General features: G+C 55.1%; 19 protein-coding genes and 1 pseudogene. 7 read left to right on the plus strand and 13 right to left on the minus strand.

Features of this window, described 5'->3' with window-relative positions; genetic code table 11:
• Positions 1-2: 2 nt before the first annotated feature.
• Entirely contained in the window at positions 3-1,385 is a 1,383-nt protein-coding gene (locus PYRFU_RS00105) for an RsmB/NOP family class I SAM-dependent RNA methyltransferase (RefSeq protein WP_014025569.1), read from the minus strand.
• Positions 1,386-1,515: 130 nt separating this feature from the next.
• Between PYRFU_RS00105 and PYRFU_RS10600 the strand changes: the two genes are divergently transcribed.
• Both PYRFU_RS10600 and PYRFU_RS00115 read left to right on the plus strand, forming a co-directional pair.
• Complete coding sequence (locus tag PYRFU_RS10600) at positions 1,516-1,851, plus strand: hypothetical protein (protein ID WP_014025570.1); 336 nt, start codon at positions 1,516-1,518, stop codon at positions 1,849-1,851.
• A gap of 108 nt (positions 1,852-1,959) precedes the next feature.
• Positions 1,960-2,307 carry a hypothetical protein gene (locus PYRFU_RS00115; RefSeq protein ID WP_014025571.1) on the plus strand — a complete coding sequence of 116 codons (348 nt, stop codon included), beginning with the start codon at positions 1,960-1,962 and terminating at the stop codon, positions 2,305-2,307.
• 33 nt (positions 2,308-2,340) lie between these two features.
• Here the strand turns inward: PYRFU_RS00115 and trxB are convergent, their stop codons facing one another.
• Both trxB and PYRFU_RS00125 read right to left on the minus strand, forming a co-directional pair.
• Positions 2,341-3,342, minus strand: a complete 1,002-nt coding sequence (gene trxB, locus PYRFU_RS00120) for a thioredoxin-disulfide reductase (protein WP_014025572.1) — start codon at positions 3,340-3,342, stop codon at positions 2,341-2,343.
• Positions 3,343-3,415: 73 nt separating this feature from the next.
• Positions 3,416-3,751 (minus strand): hypothetical protein, encoded by a 336-nt coding sequence (locus tag PYRFU_RS00125; RefSeq protein WP_048191206.1) that lies wholly within the window; start codon positions 3,749-3,751, stop codon positions 3,416-3,418.
• Between the two features lie 147 nt (positions 3,752-3,898).
• On the opposite strand from PYRFU_RS00125, the gene PYRFU_RS00130 reads away from it, so the two are divergent.
• Complete coding sequence (locus tag PYRFU_RS00130; RefSeq protein WP_014025574.1) at positions 3,899-4,303, plus strand: hypothetical protein; 405 nt, start codon at positions 3,899-3,901, stop codon at positions 4,301-4,303.
• On the opposite strand, the gene PYRFU_RS00135 is transcribed toward PYRFU_RS00130, so the two are convergent.
• The 4 genes from PYRFU_RS00135 to PYRFU_RS00150 are packed head-to-tail and all read right to left on the minus strand — an operon-like array spanning position 4,295 to position 7,278.
• Positions 4,295-5,413, minus strand: coding sequence for a M24 family metallopeptidase (locus tag PYRFU_RS00135; RefSeq protein WP_014025575.1), 1,119 nt, complete (start codon positions 5,411-5,413; stop codon positions 4,295-4,297). The two genes, PYRFU_RS00130 and PYRFU_RS00135, sit on opposite strands and share 9 nt — an antisense overlap.
• A gap of 23 nt (positions 5,414-5,436) precedes the next feature.
• Positions 5,437-6,435, minus strand: a complete 999-nt coding sequence (locus tag PYRFU_RS00140; RefSeq protein WP_014025576.1) for a hypothetical protein — start codon at positions 6,433-6,435, stop codon at positions 5,437-5,439.
• A gap of 13 nt (positions 6,436-6,448) precedes the next feature.
• On the minus strand, positions 6,449-7,030 hold the full coding sequence (locus tag PYRFU_RS00145) for a hypothetical protein (RefSeq protein WP_048191208.1): 582 nt from the start codon (positions 7,028-7,030) through the stop codon (positions 6,449-6,451).
• An 8-nt stretch (positions 7,031-7,038) separates the two neighbouring features.
• Positions 7,039-7,278, minus strand: coding sequence for a hypothetical protein (locus PYRFU_RS00150; protein ID WP_014025578.1), 240 nt, complete (start codon positions 7,276-7,278; stop codon positions 7,039-7,041).
• Positions 7,279-7,360: 82 nt separating this feature from the next.
• On the opposite strand from PYRFU_RS00150, the gene PYRFU_RS00155 reads away from it, so the two are divergent.
• Complete coding sequence (locus PYRFU_RS00155; protein WP_048191213.1) at positions 7,361-8,524, plus strand: (Fe-S)-binding protein; 1,164 nt, start codon at positions 7,361-7,363, stop codon at positions 8,522-8,524.
• 89 nt (positions 8,525-8,613) lie between these two features.
• Complete coding sequence (locus tag PYRFU_RS00160; RefSeq protein WP_014025580.1) at positions 8,614-8,922, plus strand: hypothetical protein; 309 nt, start codon at positions 8,614-8,616, stop codon at positions 8,920-8,922.
• Here the strand turns inward: PYRFU_RS00160 and PYRFU_RS00165 are convergent.
• Together PYRFU_RS00165 and mcm are read right to left on the minus strand one after the other, a co-directional pair.
• Complete coding sequence (locus PYRFU_RS00165; RefSeq protein WP_014025581.1) at positions 8,919-9,974, minus strand: histone deacetylase family protein; 1,056 nt, start codon at positions 9,972-9,974, stop codon at positions 8,919-8,921. The genes PYRFU_RS00160 and PYRFU_RS00165 overlap by 4 nt on opposite strands.
• 41 nt (positions 9,975-10,015) lie before the next feature.
• Positions 10,016-12,109, minus strand: a complete 2,094-nt coding sequence (gene mcm, locus PYRFU_RS00170) for a minichromosome maintenance protein MCM (protein ID WP_014025582.1) — start codon at positions 12,107-12,109, stop codon at positions 10,016-10,018.
• Positions 12,110-12,151: 42 nt separating this feature from the next.
• On the opposite strand from mcm, the gene PYRFU_RS10300 reads away from it, so the two are divergent.
• Positions 12,152-13,087, plus strand: a complete 936-nt coding sequence (locus PYRFU_RS10300) for a hypothetical protein (RefSeq protein ID WP_014025583.1) — start codon at positions 12,152-12,154, stop codon at positions 13,085-13,087.
• On the opposite strand, the gene PYRFU_RS00175 is transcribed toward PYRFU_RS10300, so the two are convergent.
• Positions 12,974-16,111, minus strand: a complete 3,138-nt coding sequence (locus tag PYRFU_RS00175) for a DEAD/DEAH box helicase (protein WP_014025584.1) — start codon at positions 16,109-16,111, stop codon at positions 12,974-12,976. The two genes, PYRFU_RS10300 and PYRFU_RS00175, sit on opposite strands and share 114 nt — an antisense overlap.
• A 148-nt stretch (positions 16,112-16,259) precedes the next feature.
• Between PYRFU_RS00175 and PYRFU_RS00180 the strand changes: the two genes are divergently transcribed.
• Positions 16,260-16,571: a hypothetical protein gene (locus PYRFU_RS00180; RefSeq protein ID WP_014025585.1), complete on the plus strand. Its 312-nt coding sequence runs from the start codon at positions 16,260-16,262 to the stop codon at positions 16,569-16,571.
• Positions 16,572-16,625: 54 nt separating this feature from the next.
• Here the strand turns inward: PYRFU_RS00180 and PYRFU_RS00185 are convergent, their stop codons facing one another.
• From PYRFU_RS00185 to PYRFU_RS00195, 3 genes and pseudogenes are all read right to left on the minus strand, one after another.
• Positions 16,626-17,699, minus strand: coding sequence for a radical SAM protein (locus tag PYRFU_RS00185; protein ID WP_244403947.1), 1,074 nt, complete (start codon positions 17,697-17,699; stop codon positions 16,626-16,628).
• Positions 17,700-18,047: 348 nt separating this feature from the next.
• Positions 18,048-18,530 (minus strand): annotated as a pseudogene (locus tag PYRFU_RS00190) (NADH-quinone oxidoreductase subunit B); the annotation flags it as partial.
• Positions 18,531-18,643: 113 nt separating this feature from the next.
• Entirely contained in the window at positions 18,644-18,895 is a 252-nt protein-coding gene (locus PYRFU_RS00195) for a hypothetical protein (RefSeq protein ID WP_048191219.1), read from the minus strand.
• Positions 18,896-18,927 lie beyond the last annotated feature (32 nt).

Below are 18,927 nucleotides of genomic sequence, written 5' to 3' on the forward strand. Positions count from 1 at the left end.
CTTCACTTCTTCTCTACCTTCTCCAGAAGCGCATAGAAGAAGCCTATAGTACCGTGACGATGAGGCCATGCCCTCATAGCGCCCTTGAGCCACGGGCTCGGATCGTACGGACCCCTCAGCTCTACCACCCGTAGCTCTGGATGCCTCTTTAGCAACCATCTGACGTTTTCCTCATTCTCTTCCGGCAGGAGGCTACACGTTGTGTAGAGCAACCTCCCTCCAGGCTTCAAGAGGCGAACAGCCGCCTCGAGTAGTCTACGCTGCTCCCTCACTATCTCTTCGAGACCGTCCTCCCTCACCCTCCATCGAAGCTCCGGATTCTTCATTATCGTGCCCGTCGAGGTACAAGGAGCGTCAAGCAGCACCTTATCCGCTACCTCCTCGCCTAGTATGTCAGGGGCCTTACCAGCGTCTTCCTTGTAGATCGTCACTATCTTTATCCCCATCCTCTTGAGCAGCATCTTCATCCTCTTTATCCTAGCATCGTCTATGTCAAACGCGTATATTCTGCCCTGATTCTTCATCAACTCGGCAAGATGCGTCGTCTTGCCCCCAGGTGCCGCACACATATCAACAACAGTCTCCCCAGGCTTAGGGTCAAGCATTATGCTTGCAGCAGCCGCTGCCTCCTCCTGGATGATTATCTTGCCCTCGCGGTAGAGCCTAGATCTGTCGAAGTTATACGGCCCCTCGAATTTCACGACAACCGGTACCCTCTCGCTGACGATAGGATTCTTACCCTCACGCCGCAGGTGCTCCACAACCTCCTCTACGGTGGCTTTTAGCGTGTTGACACGAACGCTAAGCGGCAGCCTGGTGTTAAGCGCTTTGAAGAGTCTCTCAGCCTCATCAGGACCCAGCAGATCCCTCATCCGCTTTATGAACCAGGCTGGCAGCATATACTTGAATTCCAGCTCTTCCTCGACGCTCTTGGGTTTATACTCGAATTTCTCTATCTCGGGTACTAGCTGCCAGTAGTACATGCCAACGAAGGGATGCGTCTTCGAACTTAGCATCTCGGCTACACTCCATTGCAACCTCCTCCTGGTGCCACTCGACAGCCTGTAGAACTTCAAGAGGTCTATCGCTACGCGTAGCGCGGCACGCAACCACGGGTCTAGTATGAGAGGGTGCACACCGATAATCTCACGTATCATCTTGTCTAGTATCCCCATCCTCTTCATCACATCGTAGAATATTGCTGTGAGGACGCGGTCAGAGTCTGTACCTATAACCCCGTGCTTAGCGAATACGACACGCTTGGCGTGCTGGCTTGGCTTGAACTCCTCCGCCGCCTTCACAGCCTCCACAAGCACTTTAAGCTCGTGACCGCTGAGCCTCAGTTTGGGCCGCTTAACCTCCCCCTGTTCCACCACAGTCGCCACGGCCACACTCCCTCATAGCTAGAAGCGAGTCTCAAGAGCCGGCTTGTTAAGCTGGCGTTGCTGGGCGTATCACCAGCCCCGCGGGGGAGGCACCCCGTACACCCGCTAGTAGACCCGCCGGGACCCCACCGTGGCTAGAGAGCAGAGGGAGAAGCTCGCTAGGATACTACGCGTGCTCGTAGAGAAAGAGACGGTCACACCCGGCGACGTGGTGGTCGAGACTGGACTCCCCCGGTATGAGGTGCTAGCCGCGTTCCACTTCCTAGAGGCTCTGGGTGTCGTGAGGCTCGTCTATTGGAAGGGCAGCTACAAGATATACACGGGGACCGAGTACGCCAGGCTGCTACTGGAGGCCCTCGAGGCAGAATCTCCACTTGAACACCTAGCTTCAATGATAGCCTCGAGGCAAGCAACCACCATACCGGTAGGAGTGAGCCACGAAGGAGAAGCCGTGGAGGCAGCATAAGCACCTAAGCAACACTCTTATAGCAGAGTATCAGCACTTGGTTTTTAAGACGGCTGTGAGAGGCAACGTCTCGTTAGAAGAGCTAGAGTTCTCGTGGGGGTGAGAACCGTGTCCTCGGGACAGGGGCAGACCTCTACCAGGACTAAGATAAGCGAGAAGGAGCTCGAGAAGATAATGTCGCAGCTAATAGAGCAGGAGTCTAAGGCCAAGGACCCGAAGAAGAAGTGGGTCACTAGGATGCTAAGAAGCGCAAAGATGTACCACAAGATGTGCCCATACTACGACAAGAGGACGGGCAAGTGCTTCATAAAGATGGGCGGGAAGTGCGAGAGGGATGGAAAGTTCGACGGCTGCCCAGTGTTCATAGAGTGGCTGTCCAAGAAGTACGACGAGCTGACACAGAAGGGTGTACCGCTACCAATGGACTTCCAGGATCTCGTGCTTCTCGCCGTATAAAATCAATTTTTGTTTTGTTTCCTCGCCTCTACCCTATTTACCCTTAATACCCTTTCTCACCAGGTAGTTATAGGCAGATGCTGCTGCAACGGCACCCTGAGCAGCCGCCGTTATCACCTGCCTATACTTGTTCATAGCAGTTGTACAGTCACCAGCAGCGAATATACCGGGAATGTTTGTAGACTGGTCTGGACCAACCTTGATGTAACCCTCCTCGTCTGTCTCGAGTCCAATGCGCTGGGCAAGCTCCTTCGGAGGCTCCGAGCCTATCTCGACGAACACGCCGTCTACGCGTAACACGCTAGTCTCCCCGGTTACACGGTCGCGAAGCTCTATGCCTTCAACACGGTTACTCCCGATTATCCTCTGAACGACCTTGTTGTACACTACTTCGATCTTCGGGTTTTCACGCAACAGCTTCTCGTATATCGGTTGGACACGTAGCTTATCCCTCCTGTGCACGATGTAAACCTTGGAGGCGTACTCTGCGAGGAGTAGCGCCGCACTAGCTGCAGAGTCACCCCCACCAACAACAGCTACAGTCTTGTCCTTGAAGAGGGGCGCGTCGCAAGGAGCACAGTAACTGACGCCTTTACCTCTAAGCTCTGCCTCTCCCGGCACATTCAACCTTCTTCGCTTAACACCGACAGCGAGTATGACCGTGTGACTCTTGTACGTTACGCCACGTCGCGTCTCAACATGAAAACAGTCGCAGTCAGCGTCCCTCTTCACATTCTCCACGTAGTCGAGTATAATCGGCACCTTGTAGTGACGCACATGATCAACGAACCTCTTTACAAGCTCGGAGCCAAGTATCCTCGGGAACCCTGGGTAGTTCTCCACCCACCCCGCTTCTGCTATCTGCCCTCCTATCTCCTCGGTGACCAGTATCGTATCGAGCATGTACCTAGCAGCGTATATCGCAGCCGTGAGGCCCGCCGGACCCCCGCCCACAATAACTACGTCGTATACCTTACGCGCTATCTCAGCCATGCGGCGCTTCGAGAATGGTGTAGTTGCGAGACGAAAGCTCAACTATCGAACACCCGCCAGGGGCTGGTAAAACGGGGGGCTTATCCTATGAGTGTCTGACCATACACCCCCACTGCTAGTACGGGGATGCTATGTAGTAACGCCCATCGTTATCGCTTACAACGATACCTTCCTCTACAAGCTCGGCTAGCGCACGACGGATCTTATCCTCGCTTGCAAGCCCAGAGAGCATGGAGTGCAGCTCCTTCACAGTCTTGGGCCCCTCGTTTAGAAGCCGGATGAGTATATCACGCAACTGGTCCTCATTCGGAGCCACTACAACCACAAGCTCGTCATCCTCATACAGCTTCTCGAGTACAATATTCTTGTTGTAAACAACTACATCCTTGCCGCCACTCAAGGGCTCCACCCGGCCCCGCTTGGCCTCGTCCAACGTCTTACCCCACCACATCTCCTTTTAACTTTCGGCTTGTAGTTAGGCACGGGTATACGCCGCACAGGTAACTCCGTACTACGCGGATGTCTTACCGCCGGGTCTTACTATGCCGCTAGCCTGCCCCCCTAGCAAGGAGAGTAGTCGAGTGGAGAGGGGCCGCTGATGAACCTGGCTGTATACCCGCTTATCTCTAAGCTTGAAGGTATAGAGAGGGAGCTCGAGAAGCTCTACCAGAACTACCAGAGTAGGTTGAAGATGGTTGAGTCAAAGCTACGCGATAACTACAATCCCATGCTCGAACGGGAGGCTAGCAACATATCAACGATTCTCACTGTAATATCACAGGCCCTTAGCATCATACGCCGGGCGAAGAGCTACGTCGCCGACACTCCGCCAGAGCTACTCCACCTCAAGTTCAGTACTCTCATCGACGAGGCCGAGAAGCTACGCGACAAGGTGTTATACGGCTCTGCGAGGATACCCACTGTGATAAAAGCACACGTGCTGATGATATACACGCTGCTCGGCAAAGCGTCGGATAAACCACACACATCCATGCTACTCTAGAGTCATGGGCAGCTTGTTTAGCACACGGGCGCCCCTGGAGTCGACAACAACCATCTGCTCTATCCTAACACCAAACCGTCCTCTAAGATACACCCCAGGCTCTATCGTGAACACCATGCCCTTTTCGAGCCTGGTTTTCTCCCCTGGCGCCACCCTAGGCGGCTCGTGGACCTCTACGCCTATACCGTGACCGGTTGAGTGTATGAACCATTTTGCATATGGTCCCAGCGCTCTCCTAGCAACCTCGTCCACTACACTAGCCTCGATACCCGGTTCTACACGGTCTATAGCCTCACCCACTGCAGCCACGACACGCTCAACGAGCTCACGCCATTCTCTTGGTCCACTACCGGCTGGATACCACGTCACGCGTGTCACGTCGCTACAATAGCCTCTCTTAACCGCGCCAGTATCAATCAGCACCGGCTCGTTCCCGGTGAGCCTCCTGTCGCTGGGATCCCAGTGAGGATAGGCAGTGTTTGCCCCAAACGCGACTATGGTGAGAGACCCGTGTGTAGCGAACGCGTGAGTCTCTGAGCCATAGATGCGCAGTATCCTCTCATGTTCGCCGGCCACCTCTAGCTCCGTGATACCCTCGCTCAACATCGCCATGGTCTTGCGGAGTGCTCTCTCAGCGATATCCAGCGCTTCAACCATACGTCTTAACTCCCAATCCTCCTTAACCATGCGAAGACTCCACAGGTCACTCGTCACATCGAGTGCCTCTACACCTTTAACACCCTGGAGTTGAGTGCAAGCCGAGCGATCACAACCGACCCTTTTACCCTCCCCCAGTAGACGTACAAGCGCATCCTTGAGATTAGGGCCTACAATCCTGCCCGGCTCTACTACCTCGTCATCCGCGCGTCTCGTGTATACATACACCTCAACTCCTTGGAGCTTGTCACTAATCCTCCAGAATTCCAGGAGGTGTGTGACGACACTAACCCCACTATCGTCGAACAAGACCGCTATACCACCGCCACCGAATATGCTACGAGGCGCGCCCAGCGCCCACGAGGCAAAACCAGGATCGAGGATTACCAGCGCATCAAGCTCCTTAGCCTCGAGGACTCTCCGTAGTTTTCCAAGATTGTTCTCGCCTTGCAACCTAGGCACCCACGGTTTGTGGTTTAACCAGGTTTAACTATGGCACCCTGCGTGTCTACATGCGCGTGCCACACACTTACCTCTCCTATCCGCTCGCTGAGCATGATAGCCTTCCTGGCTGCACGCCTCGCTAGAGCAGCGTCCGTGAATACACCCCAGGCAGCCGGCCCCCAGCTACTCTGGAATACACCGACGGCCCCCATTCTCTCAAGGAAACGTATCGCCTCCTCGGTCTCCCTGCAGCAATAGGTGCCGCCCTGGCCTTTACCAGCCCAATAGCGGCCGGCCTCGCGGTTCATCTCGGAGAGAGCACGGAAAGCACGGTCTAGCCTCCCGGCTGCGAGGTTCCCCATGAACCCTGTTAGCAACAGCCTTGCGAGCTTTGCTGACAGCTCGGGCGGCGCATCTGGTTTTGCAAGCTTATCCACATCTTCTTCCTGCTCTTTTAGCCGCCTTACCACACCAAGAGGCCTCAATGGGAGCACCACTACTATCTCTATTGGCGGTTCGTAGCGGGCCACTAGGGGCGGGATAGCCGCGCCTATAAGGTCGGGCTCGAAACCCGCATCGACTACTAGACCCCCACGCGTGTACGTATAGAAGCCTAGTGCAGAAACCCATCCCCTTCCAAGCTCGAGAGCCACATCTTCAAGGGTTACACCCTCGCTGCCCAAGCGTAGGGCCGCGTCTGCCACAGCTAGGGCTAGAGCCGTGCGAGCACCTAGACCCGCCCCCCAGGGGTAACACTTCCGCAGCTCGACAGTAACTCTAACACCCGTAATCTCGTATACACGTTGCGCATACCCGCGTGCAATGTTCTCTAGCTCTCTGCACCATCTGTCACCATTGACGCTATGGACTCTAATATCGTTGGACTTGCAGATTTTGACTACAAGCCGTGGATTGCTCAGAGCGACCCCAACGGTTCCAAAACACCTGTGAACACTCTCATCACAAGTGAACTCGTAGTTACCCGCGTGCACGTGCGATGGAACTGATATCGTGTAGCAAACGCCGCTCAAAACTTGATACACCTTAGTGTGTCTGTTTCGCTAGGAGGCTAGATGCGTATACCTTTGACGCCCTCCCGTAGTGGACGCTCGCAACTACAAGTATGGCTAGCAGAGCGGCAGCCACTCCCAGATGGATGTATGTCGTCTTGGAGACTAGGTATGCAAGCACTACTAGCACCTCTACCGCCACAAGGTACCATCGAGGCTTGAAGCCACGTATAGCCAGAAGGTATCCACGCAATGAGAGCAACACTGCCGACGAGACCGCCGCTACCAGCCCAGCAGCTTGTATCACCCCACGCATCGCCACATACATCGCTACCATGCCGGGGTCGCTCACGCCCCCGGCAATCATCAACCGCGCGTATATCACGTAGAGGTGTGCCAACAGCGTCACACCTAGGCTGACGTGCATCACGATGCTCGTTACCGACGTTAGTAGACCGTAGATGCTTCCTAGCCGAGCCGCCTGCACGTAAGGCTCTATAACCATCCTCGAGAGTACGAGCCTTAGCCCACGTATCCCGGCAGCCGTTGTGCTCACAAAGAGGCCGAACCCAGCCACTATCAGATAAAACGCTAGATAGTCAAGCATAGCTCCCACTTCTATACTCACCCGCTTCTAACGAGAATGGCTTTACAGACGCCCTTCTCACAGCTAACACTCTCTATCTTAGCGATTCCGCTCTCCTCTATGAGCTTCAGGGCCTCCTTTACACTCGAGTCGTTCTCGCGATAGGCAACTTCGAGCTTGTCGCCGGGCGCCATTGAAGCTAGCGCCTCGGTGAGGTGGCTGCTGGGGTCACCGCAGACCGAGTAGAGACCGGTGAAATCTAGCTTTTTGATGGTCAAACCGGAGCCACCGTGTTTTTTGCACGTCCGGCGAAATATTGTAAAATTTAGTTTTCTCCGGTGCAACAACGGGCTGTCACGCATGGATAAACAACTAGTGAACGACTACGTCAATAGTGCCGCTAGCTACGCAAGAGAGGCTACGCGCGTCTGCTCGCGGTGCGGTCTTTGCCTCTCCGCGTGCACAGTCTACATGTCTACACGTGATCCCCGCCTCTCCCCGATGTCCCGCCTGAGAGCCGCAGCGAAGGTACTGAACGGCGGTAGTTTCACCGATGATGACGTGTTAGCACTCTACACTTGTAACCAGTGCGGTGCATGCACACAGGTATGCCCCTATGCTATAGAGGTTCTCAGGGTGGTGCACGCCGCTAGGATAGTACTGGCGAGTAAGGGCGTCTATCCAGAGGGTCTGAGGAAGGTATCCGAGTCTGCAAGGAGGGCTGGGCACAGCTTCACGCCTAACCGCGAAGAGCCTGTCAAACTACTCGTTGAGATAGCAAGAGAGGTTGGCATAAAGCCAGATGAGAGTGCGGATATACTCTACGTGCCTAGCCCGTTCGAGACGACCGTATACCCACACGTATTGAGGGACACTCTCCTTCTCTTCAAGAAACTTGGGCTAAGCGTCACGGTCTCTACAAGGGCGCTCGATAGTGGGGGAAACGTCGCGATAGATGCTAACGATCTCGAGGCTGGCTTTATGCTACTAAAAGCTTGTGTCGAGGAGGCTGAGCGGCTTGGCGCTCGCACAGTGCTACTATCCCAGTGTGGCGCCGATACCAAGCTGGTCATTCTCCTCTACAAGCTTGGTGTTCGCCTAGGGGGTCCGAGGGTCGCAAACATATACGAGTTCTTTGCGGAGAGGGGCTTCCGCGCTACATGCACCAATTGCATCCTTTTCACAAGCTGCACCTTTGCCAGGCTAGACCCTAAGAGGAGCCTTGAGAAAACCATCGTTGCCCGCAAGCCTCGCGACAAGCCGCCCTACACTATGTGCTGTGGTGGTGCGGGTGGCCTGAACTTCCTGCACGAGGAGCCATTCGCGAGCATAAGGAAGAGAGTGTACCGGTGGAGGTTCGAGAGGCTATTGAAGAGCGCAAAGGGCGCTACGATAGTATTGCCGTGCGTCAAGTGCTATAGCGTGTTGAGGCACGGGGCGCTACTGGCGAAGAAGCCAACATACCCCATGAAGATGTATACGAGCGTGGCGTTGGAGGAGGTTAGCTCAGCGAGCCAGCCCTAACCTCACCGGGGTTTCGGCCTCAACAGTCGCTCATCACAGCCGTTAAGAGGGGGCGGCGAAAACGGGGCCTTAACCCCTGGGGTAGCGCTATGGAGTGCAAGAGGTATTTTGTTAAGGTCGGTGATAGGGAGATCGAAATAACGCCGGACGTGTTGGAGATAATCCACGAGTACATCCACCGCCCGATGAGCCTCGAGGAGCTAGCGTCCAAGCTAGGCCTTGACAGCTGGGAGGACGCCTACATCTTCATTAAGAGGATCCCAGGCTGGCTCATGTGGATGCCGGTTAGCCTCTGGAGGTACCACTATAAGAAGTGCGGCTTCGAGTACGTACCACAAACGCCACCAGAGACGGTAGAGGCGCCAAGCAGCGAGGGCGGGGAGAGCGCAGAGGCCTAGAGCTCCCAGTAGGGCTCCAGAGCCTTCTTAACCCTCTCCACGAACCTCCTGAACCTCCCGACTGTTTCGCCGGGTGCCTCTACACTCTCTTCTCGTACTGGCGGCTCCTCTTCGGTTAGACTCGCAACAACTCTAACACCGTCGCGCAACACGCGAAGGTCATACCCGCCTTCGAGCATCAGTGCCAAGCCTCTACCAGTCAGTCTCTCGGCGAGCACCAGCACCTCGCGAAGCAACGCCCAGTAGCCCTCTAGCGTCAACGCCAGGTCTGTAAGAGGATCATCCTTGTGCGCGTCGAACCCCAAACTCACGAGTATAAGCTGAGGTTTGTACCGTTCGAGTATAGGCATGGCTATCTCGTGCCAAGCCTTAAGGTATAGCTGGTCTGTAGCCAACGGCGGCATCATGATGTTAACTGTGTATCCTAGGCCCTCGCCACGCCCAAGCTCCTCCGGGAACCCTCTCCCCGGGTAGAGCGTACGCGGATCCTGGTGGAAACTTATGTAGAGCACGTCACGTCTATCATAGAATATCTCTGCGGTTCCATCGCCCCAGTGAGCATCTACATCGATTATGGCTATGCGCTTCAAACCGTGATCCTCGATCATACGCTGCGCAGCATAAGCGATATTGTTGAATAGGCAGAATCCAGCCGCCCTCCTCTTGCCAGCATGGTGACCCGGAGGTCTGACAGCAGCGTAGACGACTCTGTACCTACCCTCATAGGCGAGACGTGCAGCCTCGTAAGCTGTGCCTAGCGCGTGTAGCGCCGCTTCAAGCGATCCCGGGCCAACGTAAGTGTCTGGGTCGAGATACTGGGGGTATTCGCTAGCCTCGGCAACCATGCCGACATAGTCTTGGTCGTGTACGCGTGTTGCCTCTTCAAGAGGGACGCTCCTAGGCTCTAAGAGCGCCACTATACCGTCAGACGCTAGTCTCGCAGCTTCTTCACGGATGACACGTACTCTGGCAGGCCTTTCAGGGTGAGAGTATCCCGGTGGCCTATGCTTCTCAAAAACTTCCCCAGTTATCACGGCCGTCTGAGGCTGCATCCGCGCTCCCGTTGCTTGCTCTCAGAGGGGGTATACTCGGGTTAGGCGAACGCGTAGCATCCAGGCTTCCTCTCGTATATCACGCCGTCTCTCGTTAGGTTTCTTATTGTCTCCTCTACTAGCAGCGAGTCTATACCCTCCTGTGCCGCCCTCTTCACCAGCTCCTTCATGGTGACACATTCTTCGCTACTCGTGGATGCTAGCTCACGTAGCAGGTTAAGCACCTTCAGCATCTTCTCTCGCTTGCTCTTCGGCTTCCCAGTCATAATAGTGTCTATGTCTATGGCGCCACTCTCAACGTCGATACCCGCGCTGGCTAGGAACGAGAGTACCAGGCGTATTGCCGCCTCTGCGTCTTCCCTCGTAACCTTGTCCTTGAGTCTCATCCTGGCGTGTGCCTCTGCAAGGCGTATCAGGGCCTCAAGCTGCCTCGCTGTGAGCGGTATAGCGCTGTTTGGCCCCGCTGCAGCCTTTCTCATCTCGGTGAAGAAGTCCTCGAGAAGCTTCATAGCTTCCTCGGTTAGCCGGGGCCTCACATATCTCCTGGCATAGCTGATGTACTTGCGGAGGAGGTCTGGTGGTATCTCTGGTTTGATGCTATCAGCGTCGCTGTGAACCTGGAGTACGAAGCGAGCTAGTGCACGGTCTCTCTCCGGGTTGGGAATGTCGCGTATCACGAATATGAGGTCGAACCTTGAGAGTATGGGCGGCGGGAGGTTGATGTTCTCTGCTAGCGGCCTGTCAGGTAGGTAGCGGCCGAACCTCGGGTTACCTGCCGCAATGACCGTGGTACGCGCGTTGAGCCTAGCCACTATACCCGCCTTTGCTATGCTCACCGTCTGTTGCTCCATGGCCTCGTGTATCGCGCTACGATCCTCTTCTCTCATCTTGTCAATCTCGTCTATCGCTGCAACACCACCATCGGCTAGGACTAGTGCACCTGCCTCTAGGTAGTACTCGCCCGTTGTCTTGTCGCGTATGACTGCTGCCGTTAGACCAGCTGCCGTTGCACCCTTGCCGGTCGTGTAGATTGCGCGCGGCGCTATCTTGACAACATACTGTAGGAGTTGGCTCTTCGCAGTACCCGGGTCACCAATCATAAGCACGTGTATGTCGCCTCTACGCCTTGTACCATCACGGTGGACCTTCGGAACCCCGCCGAAGAGCGCGAGCGCAATAGCCTCCTTGATGTCCCACATGCCGTATATCGTTGGCGCTATGCTGACAAGGATCTTCTTCCTCACCCACGGGTCTCTGGCCAGCGCACGTATACGCTCCTCATCCTCCCTGGTTATCGTGACCTCCTCGAGAACCTTCTGCGAAACCTCGATGTTGTTAGCCTCTATGTAGAGGTCGAATATACCCCTCTTCTTGCCGAGCGTAGTATCCGGTCTGACCCTCACAATACCAACAACCACTATACGGTCGCCGGGGCGCGCCGCGTCGACAAGCTCGTCGGTGAGTACAACCTCTATGCTGCGCGGTAGCTGGCCAGGCGGTACCTCCTCTGGCCTCTCCTGGAGCACTATCTTCTGCCAGTCTATCATCTTCGACTTGTCATAGAGTATCTTGAAGCTCCCCCCGCTCTTGCCGCACACCGGGCACATCTTTGGCTTCTCGAGCTCGTCTAGTGGCCCGAGCTCGCCCTCTAGCGGCCAGTCGAATTCCTCGCCACACTCGGGGTGAACGTGCTTGAAGCGTATTCTAACCAGCTTCTCCTTGACGGGGGTTGCACGGACAAGTATACCCTCAAGCATCACGAGCTTGCCTATTGAGCTGCTTCTTATTCTTCGCAGCTCGGTTGTCTCGAGGAGGTTGCTAATCCTCACGATGAACTTGTCTACACGTTCAACGTACTCTGGCTCCTCGTGCTCGACGAACTCGCGTAGCGCTTCGGAGAACGCTTTTAGAACAAAATCCGGGTTGTTGACTAGCATCCTTGCCAGCGTCGCGTTAAACGTGTAAAGGTCTTTGAAATCCACGATGAGGCTGTGCCGACCCATCGAAATCATGCTCTTGACGCGCTCTCTGTACTTGTAGACGCCGGTGCGGTCGCGGAAGCTCCGGAGAAACTCCAAGAACTCCTCCTTAGGGTCCAGCACCTCCTCTACACGCCGCTGCTCAACAATAGCCACTGAAGGCACCCTTCTCTAGGCTAGGAGAGTGGGTATCTCCTAATGCGGTTCACGCCCCGGAAACCAGAACGTCTAGCTGACGAGCTGCGCCGCCACCTCCTATACTGCAATGTAAAAGATGCTATCTTTGCATCACTTCAGACGCTATCCGCGTTTAACTCCGACTGCTTGCGCCTCGCTCTTGCCTTCTCATGGGCAGCTGGCCTGGACGCCCTTCTAGAGAAGCCCCCCGCCGCTGGTGGGCTCTATGGCAAGCCCGACCTTACACCCATCGATTTGGCCAGTGTGCCTGGACTCGTGTGGCAAACAACAATGGCCTCGTGTAGCCTTGGTCTTTCACCTGCCACTCCTGCCGGTCTTGCACTCGCCCCAGCACTAGCCACTGTATCGTTGCAGCCACGCGGCAACGCTGCACAAGGGGTACTAGCAGCGCTATCCCTCATCGCGTTTGCCTTGCCACGCGCCGACTGGCGTACAGACCGAGTGCCAGGCGCTCTGCTACACATCATGGAGGGCGATGATGGTCTTGGATCGGCTCTCTTCTATGCTACACTCGTAGCCTCTAGACCAGGCTTCCTAGCGAGGTTATCCTATGCAGGTCTTCCAGATGCTACCGACCCTTGCTCGCCCCGCGAGCTTATCATAGCCAGGAAGACCCTCGCCACCATATTGAGGATTGCAGGAGAGACGAGCATATTATGGAGGGATTTTGTAGAAGGACTGCCAAGGATACTGAGTCTTTCCAAACTCCATCCTCTACTTGCGTACAGCGAGACATTCCGCGTTTATGGTTTGGAGTCGGGCGTTGCAAGAAGAAGAAGTGGAGGAGCAACTATCACTCGTTGGCATCCCCGTGACTCGTGGCTAGCGGGCATGTCTGGCGCGTCGCCGGGCGACGTTGCCGACCTTGCTGTCGTTGCGGCTGGCCTCGCTATTCTCAACACGCTCGACAATACCCTTCTCGAGAGCAAGAGCTAAACAGTAGAGCGTCTCGAGCGTCTCGCGGGCTATGCTTCGTAACACCTTTACGACTGGCTCCGGGTTCCGTTCTTCGCGCGCACGCTTCATAGCCTCCTGTAGCTCCTCGCCAAACCTGCTTGTCTGCCTGGCAAGCCTCCTTCCAACATCGCCCAGAGCCACTAGGGGCACATCACCCACTCTCTTTCTCAACTCCTCTGCGAGATCCACTAGCTTCCCCTCACGCTTCGCATGATCCACAATCATGTACGCCATGTATGCGCCTGCAAGCAGATTCACTAGCAACCTTTCCTGACCATAATGGTAGACCTTGTAGCCCTCCTTGAACAACTTGCCTAGGAGCCCATAGAGCTTAACGCTAACCTCATAACCACTCGTAACACCAGGCTCATAGGTGTAGACGTCTATCTTCGGACCACTGCCATCATGCACGCCTATCACGTCAACGAGGACTGTTCTACCAGTATCGACTTTCTCGTGGAGGATTAGAAGTGTGGCTATCCTGTGCTCTGGGGAGGGCCTTGGACACTCTACCCTTACACCAGCAATCTCAACACTCCTCACACCAGCTATTAGCTTGGCCATTCTCGCGGCGTATAACGGAAGAGCGTCTATGAGCTTCTCATTCTGGACGACACTGTTGTACACGGCGGGGTCTATTGCTGCGAGGAGTGTGAGAGCGAGCGGCGTTGGTTTGAACGACTCGACCTCCCGGGCAATCCTAGCCCAGTCTAGACCTTCAATGATACCCGCTGGTTCCTCCTCCCATATGTGGATGCGCTTCACTATACCTGCTGGCATCACAGTATAGCGTAACAGGCCCAACGGCAACGAGTAGTCACTGAGCCTTAGGAACACCTGGAGGTATGCTAGGCCCGCTTCGATCTCCAAGGGGTCGGTATCGCTCGGCACCTCTACGACGTAACCGTAGGTGAAATCGCTATACTTGCCGCTAGTTGCAACATCAAGCTGTATGCTGTGTATCTCGTGGTAGACCCTACCGCTTCTCGTTATCCTGGGTCTCCTGCTCTCAACAACCCACTCTACACCCGCTGGGAGCTCCACGAGAGGCCCAAAACCAGCTACTGGAGCCTCTACGCGAAGCACTACACTCGTGGATACACGGCCATAGAGAAGGTCTCCGGCTATATCCGGTCTCTCCCTCCACATCAGTTTGACATCCTCATACTCGCCAACCGCCTTCCTCAGCCACTCGTAGCGCTCCACGGCCCTCTCAATAGGCTCCTCGACTATCCTAAGCTTCCCCGCGTCATGCTCCACGACGATGGCGTTTGTGGTGTAGTCGTAGCATCCCGGCTGGAGCCTCTCCACCGCCTCGCGTATCGAAGCCTCCTCTGGCACCCTTTCTTCACGACCATTACGCCGTATGTACCTCTTGTAGCCGTAAGGTGGCCCATACTCGTAGAACCCAAGGTTGTTCCAGACCTTCATGCCCTTCTCGCTCGGCCAGATGCGCTCGCCAGCAAGCGTATGCTTCACGGTAACCAGGCCGAACTTCCGGAGAACTTCCTCCTCGTCTGGGTCTAGCTTCAGCCCGCGGAAGGTCTTCCAGAGGCCGCGGAAGAGAGCTGCATAGGCGTTACGCGGATTTATGTAGAGCTTCTCTAGATGGAGCCTGGTCCATTCTCTGACCGCCTCTGCGCCAGCGCGCAAGAGCTTCGAGTCCCACAGCCCCTGAGGTATGAGGACAGACTCTGTGAACGGTATCTCTTTACGTCTGCCTTTCCTACCCTCTCTCTGATGAAACTCGCGTGTATCCGATGGGAGACCAACGTGCACAACACGGACTATCGTCCCTATGTCTATGCCCTGTGCCAGCGTCCTGACTGTAACCACGAGCTTTAATCGTCCTTCACGCGCTGCTCTCTCCACCTCCTCTCTCCTATCTTTAGGCACCAGATGATGATGTACAGCAGCGAGACTCTTTGCACGAGGGTTACGGTCTAGCAGCGAACGATAGACGCGCTCAGCATGTCTAATGCTCCTAGTGAAGGCGAGTGTGACACCATCCTCCTCTAAGTCGAGTATAGCAGAGAGTATCTCAACTGGATCGAGGCTAGGACGTGGCGGTCTTAATCCAATAGCCTCTAGAGCCTCGTACACCTCGTAAGCTCTCTCTGCGAACTCCTCCTCATCGTCGAGTAGCTCGAGTACCCATGGCACCCGGGAGGCTATCACACTCGCGTTTTGCTTTACAAACCGTCTCAGCGCATCTACTCCCTTGCCAAGGACTAGTACGTACCTGTTCGGCGGGCGACGAGGACTACCAGTTATCACACGGCTCTTCCTACCCGTTATTCTCTCGAGGAGTTTTGCGAGTTCGCCAGGGTTGCCCAGCGTCGCGGTTAATACTGCAACACGTGGAGGCTCAACAGCAATGTATCTCGAGATCAACTCCAACATTGCTATGAGAAGATGGGCGCCTCGAGGACCATAGAAGTCCAACTCATCAAGAACTATAAGGTCAACACGTGTCAAGAAGTGTTCTAGGAGGCCTCTACCGACAGCTATTCTTTTCAGCTCCGCCATGAGAAACGCGGGGTTACTCACAACCACCTTAGCCGCAGATAAAGCCCGGATGACGCCATGCGGGCCCCCCAGCTTGTCCAAGGTAGGCCTGTCAAGCCTCATTACAGCATGTGGCCCATAGCCTGCTAGTGTATAGTACTTCTCGAGCCTATGGATCTGGTCGGCTGCCAAAGCTAGAGTCGGGTAGATTGCAAGTACGCGCCATCCCTCTGCCAGAGCCGCTAGAGCCCAGGACTCTGTCTTGCCGGAGCCCGTGCGCGCCGTCAATACTATGTTCTCTCCTCGACGTAGAGCCTCGATCGACTCGACTTGGTGCCTATAGAGCCTCCAGGAGCCGACCTCACTGCCGGCAAGCCGTGGCACGATATCAGCGAAGGTCTTTGAGCTAACCTCTGGCTCGGAACCAGCCTCGTCCCAGACTACAACCTGGTAACCAAGGTCGATGAGCTTGCCCGCTACGCTGACAACCCTCAACCGCACTACCCCCACACGCTACGACCAAACCCCTTAACACCTTATCACCCCATTACGTCCCACCGGATTCCCAGACCCGCATTATCAAACACTTTCTATAACCGCCGAACGCATAGTTATACCATAACGGCCTATGGGGGTCTATCTCATGCACAAGACACTACCTCTTATCGAAGAAATAGCTAGGAGCACGCCCAACCTCGAAGAGTTTGCACGCGAACTCATCCGCACCGGGTACATAGCCTACACAACACACATCCGCCTACCAAAGAGGCACCCGAGGATAGGCACGCGCATACGCGCACTAGCCGTGTACGTCGGCAGGCACCTGGAGGCGATAGCAGTCAAAGCAGATGGACTTGGAGCAGAGGATCTCAAAATGCTCTCAGATACCCTCGGCGTACCAGTTGTAGCATTCGATTCAAACGGAGCAAGAGTCTATCATGCAAGCAGCGCATAACACAACATAAGCGGTTAAAGCCTCATCAACGTTATGTTTTGCCGCTTCTCCGCTTCACGCCGGCCTCGCCACGTATATGTTGTCCTTGCTCCGCAGTACTACAACGTCTATCTCATCGCCCGGATTCCACCGTTTCAACCCCACTACAGTCACAAGCCTCTTACTATCAGCGCTCACAGCTAGAACCTCCCTCTTCAACCATCCCGGTGCAACGAGAACCACGCGTATGACGTCACCTTCACGGTAGATCTCTGGGACCTTCCTCGCATACCTCATACCCCATTCCTCCATGCTGGGGATAAGGTTCACACCGAGTTCCCGGCTCCACTCTCGCAGTCTTCTCCAAAACACGTTCCATGGTATCTCGCGGACACCCGGCGGTTTCCTACCGTGGCGATGCTCTAGGAACTTCTGCACAGTTGCGGGGGGCCATCTCTTACCGGCACCTATCTCGACAGCCCACTTCACCACCTGCGGCACATCTTCATCATTAACTCCCGGTATCCACACGGGAGTAACGTGAAGGTCTATTCTCGTCTCTCTGGCTATGAACTCTGCCAGCTTTTTGACCCGCTCTAAATCGTACCATTCCACTCCGGTCAGCATCTTAGCTTTCATGGCATCAAGCGTGTCTATACTCAAGTTGATACGGTCCAGGCCTGCACGCTCCCACTCACGCACCACCCGCTCATCCAGACTCTGACCATGCGTCTCAAGAGCTACGCTCTCAACCCACGGGCTCTCCTTAAGCCTCCTTATTAGCTCGACAAGCCTCGGGTACGTCGTCGGCTCGCCGACACCGTCTATCAACGCCTCTACACGCACACCCTTATAACGAGCAATTTCCTCAACCCACGTGACAAGCCACTCAACATCATCGATTATGAACTCTGCTTGTCTCCATCTACTACTAGGCCCCGCATCAACACTACAGAATATGCAGGACAGGTTGCAAAGCGTGGTTGGCCTCACTTGGAGAACATTGGTACCCCTATCTATCACGCCTATGAATACCGTGCCCATGAGGGGCGCTGGTCTAGAGAGGCGTACAAGTGGTTTCCCCCACACACGGCCATCAACGACAACTCCTTCTACTCCAGGCACTCCCTCCTTTCTACCCTTCTCCACGTCCTTCAACCACACCATCACTAAAGACGTCGGCTAGAAGGGGGTGAATAAGAGGTGGGGAACCATCTACACCTCACAACCAGCTATAGCCAGATACGCATGACCCCGCGCCTCTCTAGAGGAGACTCTAACCACACTCACATCAGCGAAGATACCATCAAGCCTCTATTCTAACTTAAGAGTGTGCACAAAAACGCATCAAGTATTTCGGTTTTATTCGTTCTTCTGGCCGCTAGCCACGTCAATGAGAGCTTCCGGCATGTTGCGCTTCAACTCCTCCATAACCGGGGCCATTAGTTCCTCCAAGAACTTCTTGTCCTCCACGTCTCTGGGCTCGTATTCGCCCCTACGCACCTTCTCCTGTAGCCGTAGTATTGCGCGTGCTACAGCTTCGGGCCGCGGCGGGCAACCGGGTATGTACACGTCTATCGGAACCACTTTCCACGCTGGCACAACATTGTAACTGTTGTAGAAGACTCCTCCACTCATTGCGCATGCACCCATTGCTATGGCGAATTTCGGCCATGGCATCTGTTCCCAGATGATTCTCGCCGCCCTCGCCATCTTCACTGTTAGCGTGCCCTCGATTAGGAGGAGGTTGGTGTTCCTTGGGGAAAGGAAGGGCAGGAACCCATAACGTTCAGCATCGTACTTGGGTGCGGATGTTGCCGCGAACTCTGCACCGCAACAACTCGTTGTTAGGTGCACAGGCCATAGACTGAAGGCTATACCCCAGTCGCGTAGTGAACGTATCGGCGTACGTTCTATGAGCCATCTTGCTGCCTTCCGTGCTGACTCCTCTAGCCTACCTACAAGAATGACGCGAAACATACCGCGTTTCTCCCATTTTGCGGGAGGGTGCGGGGGCGTATAACAGTGGGTCTATCCGGACACATCCTGGTCAAAAACGGTTTGGCAGCTTTATTCTCGCTGTCTTGGATGCGTTACAAGTTCTGGTACTGGAAGACGTTCAGTATGGTTTGTGCTAGATGCGGCGGCTTGGTGTACCACTTGTCGTAGGTGTACTTCTTGCCCTGGAAGTTTAGCTCTACTATCTGGCCCTTATCCTGCAACGTCATTATAGTCTGACCGCTCTTCGAAATCTTCATGGTCGAGCCGATCACGATTATGCTTATGTCGTCCCTCTGGAGCTTCTCCTTGAGGATGTCTCTAAGCTGTTTGAGGTAGTCGCTCACAGCCACACACCAGCTGTCCGGCCGCCCAGAAC

Source organism: Pyrolobus fumarii 1A (genome assembly GCF_000223395.1).
GTDB lineage: Archaea > Thermoproteota > Thermoprotei_A > Sulfolobales > Pyrodictiaceae > Pyrolobus > Pyrolobus fumarii.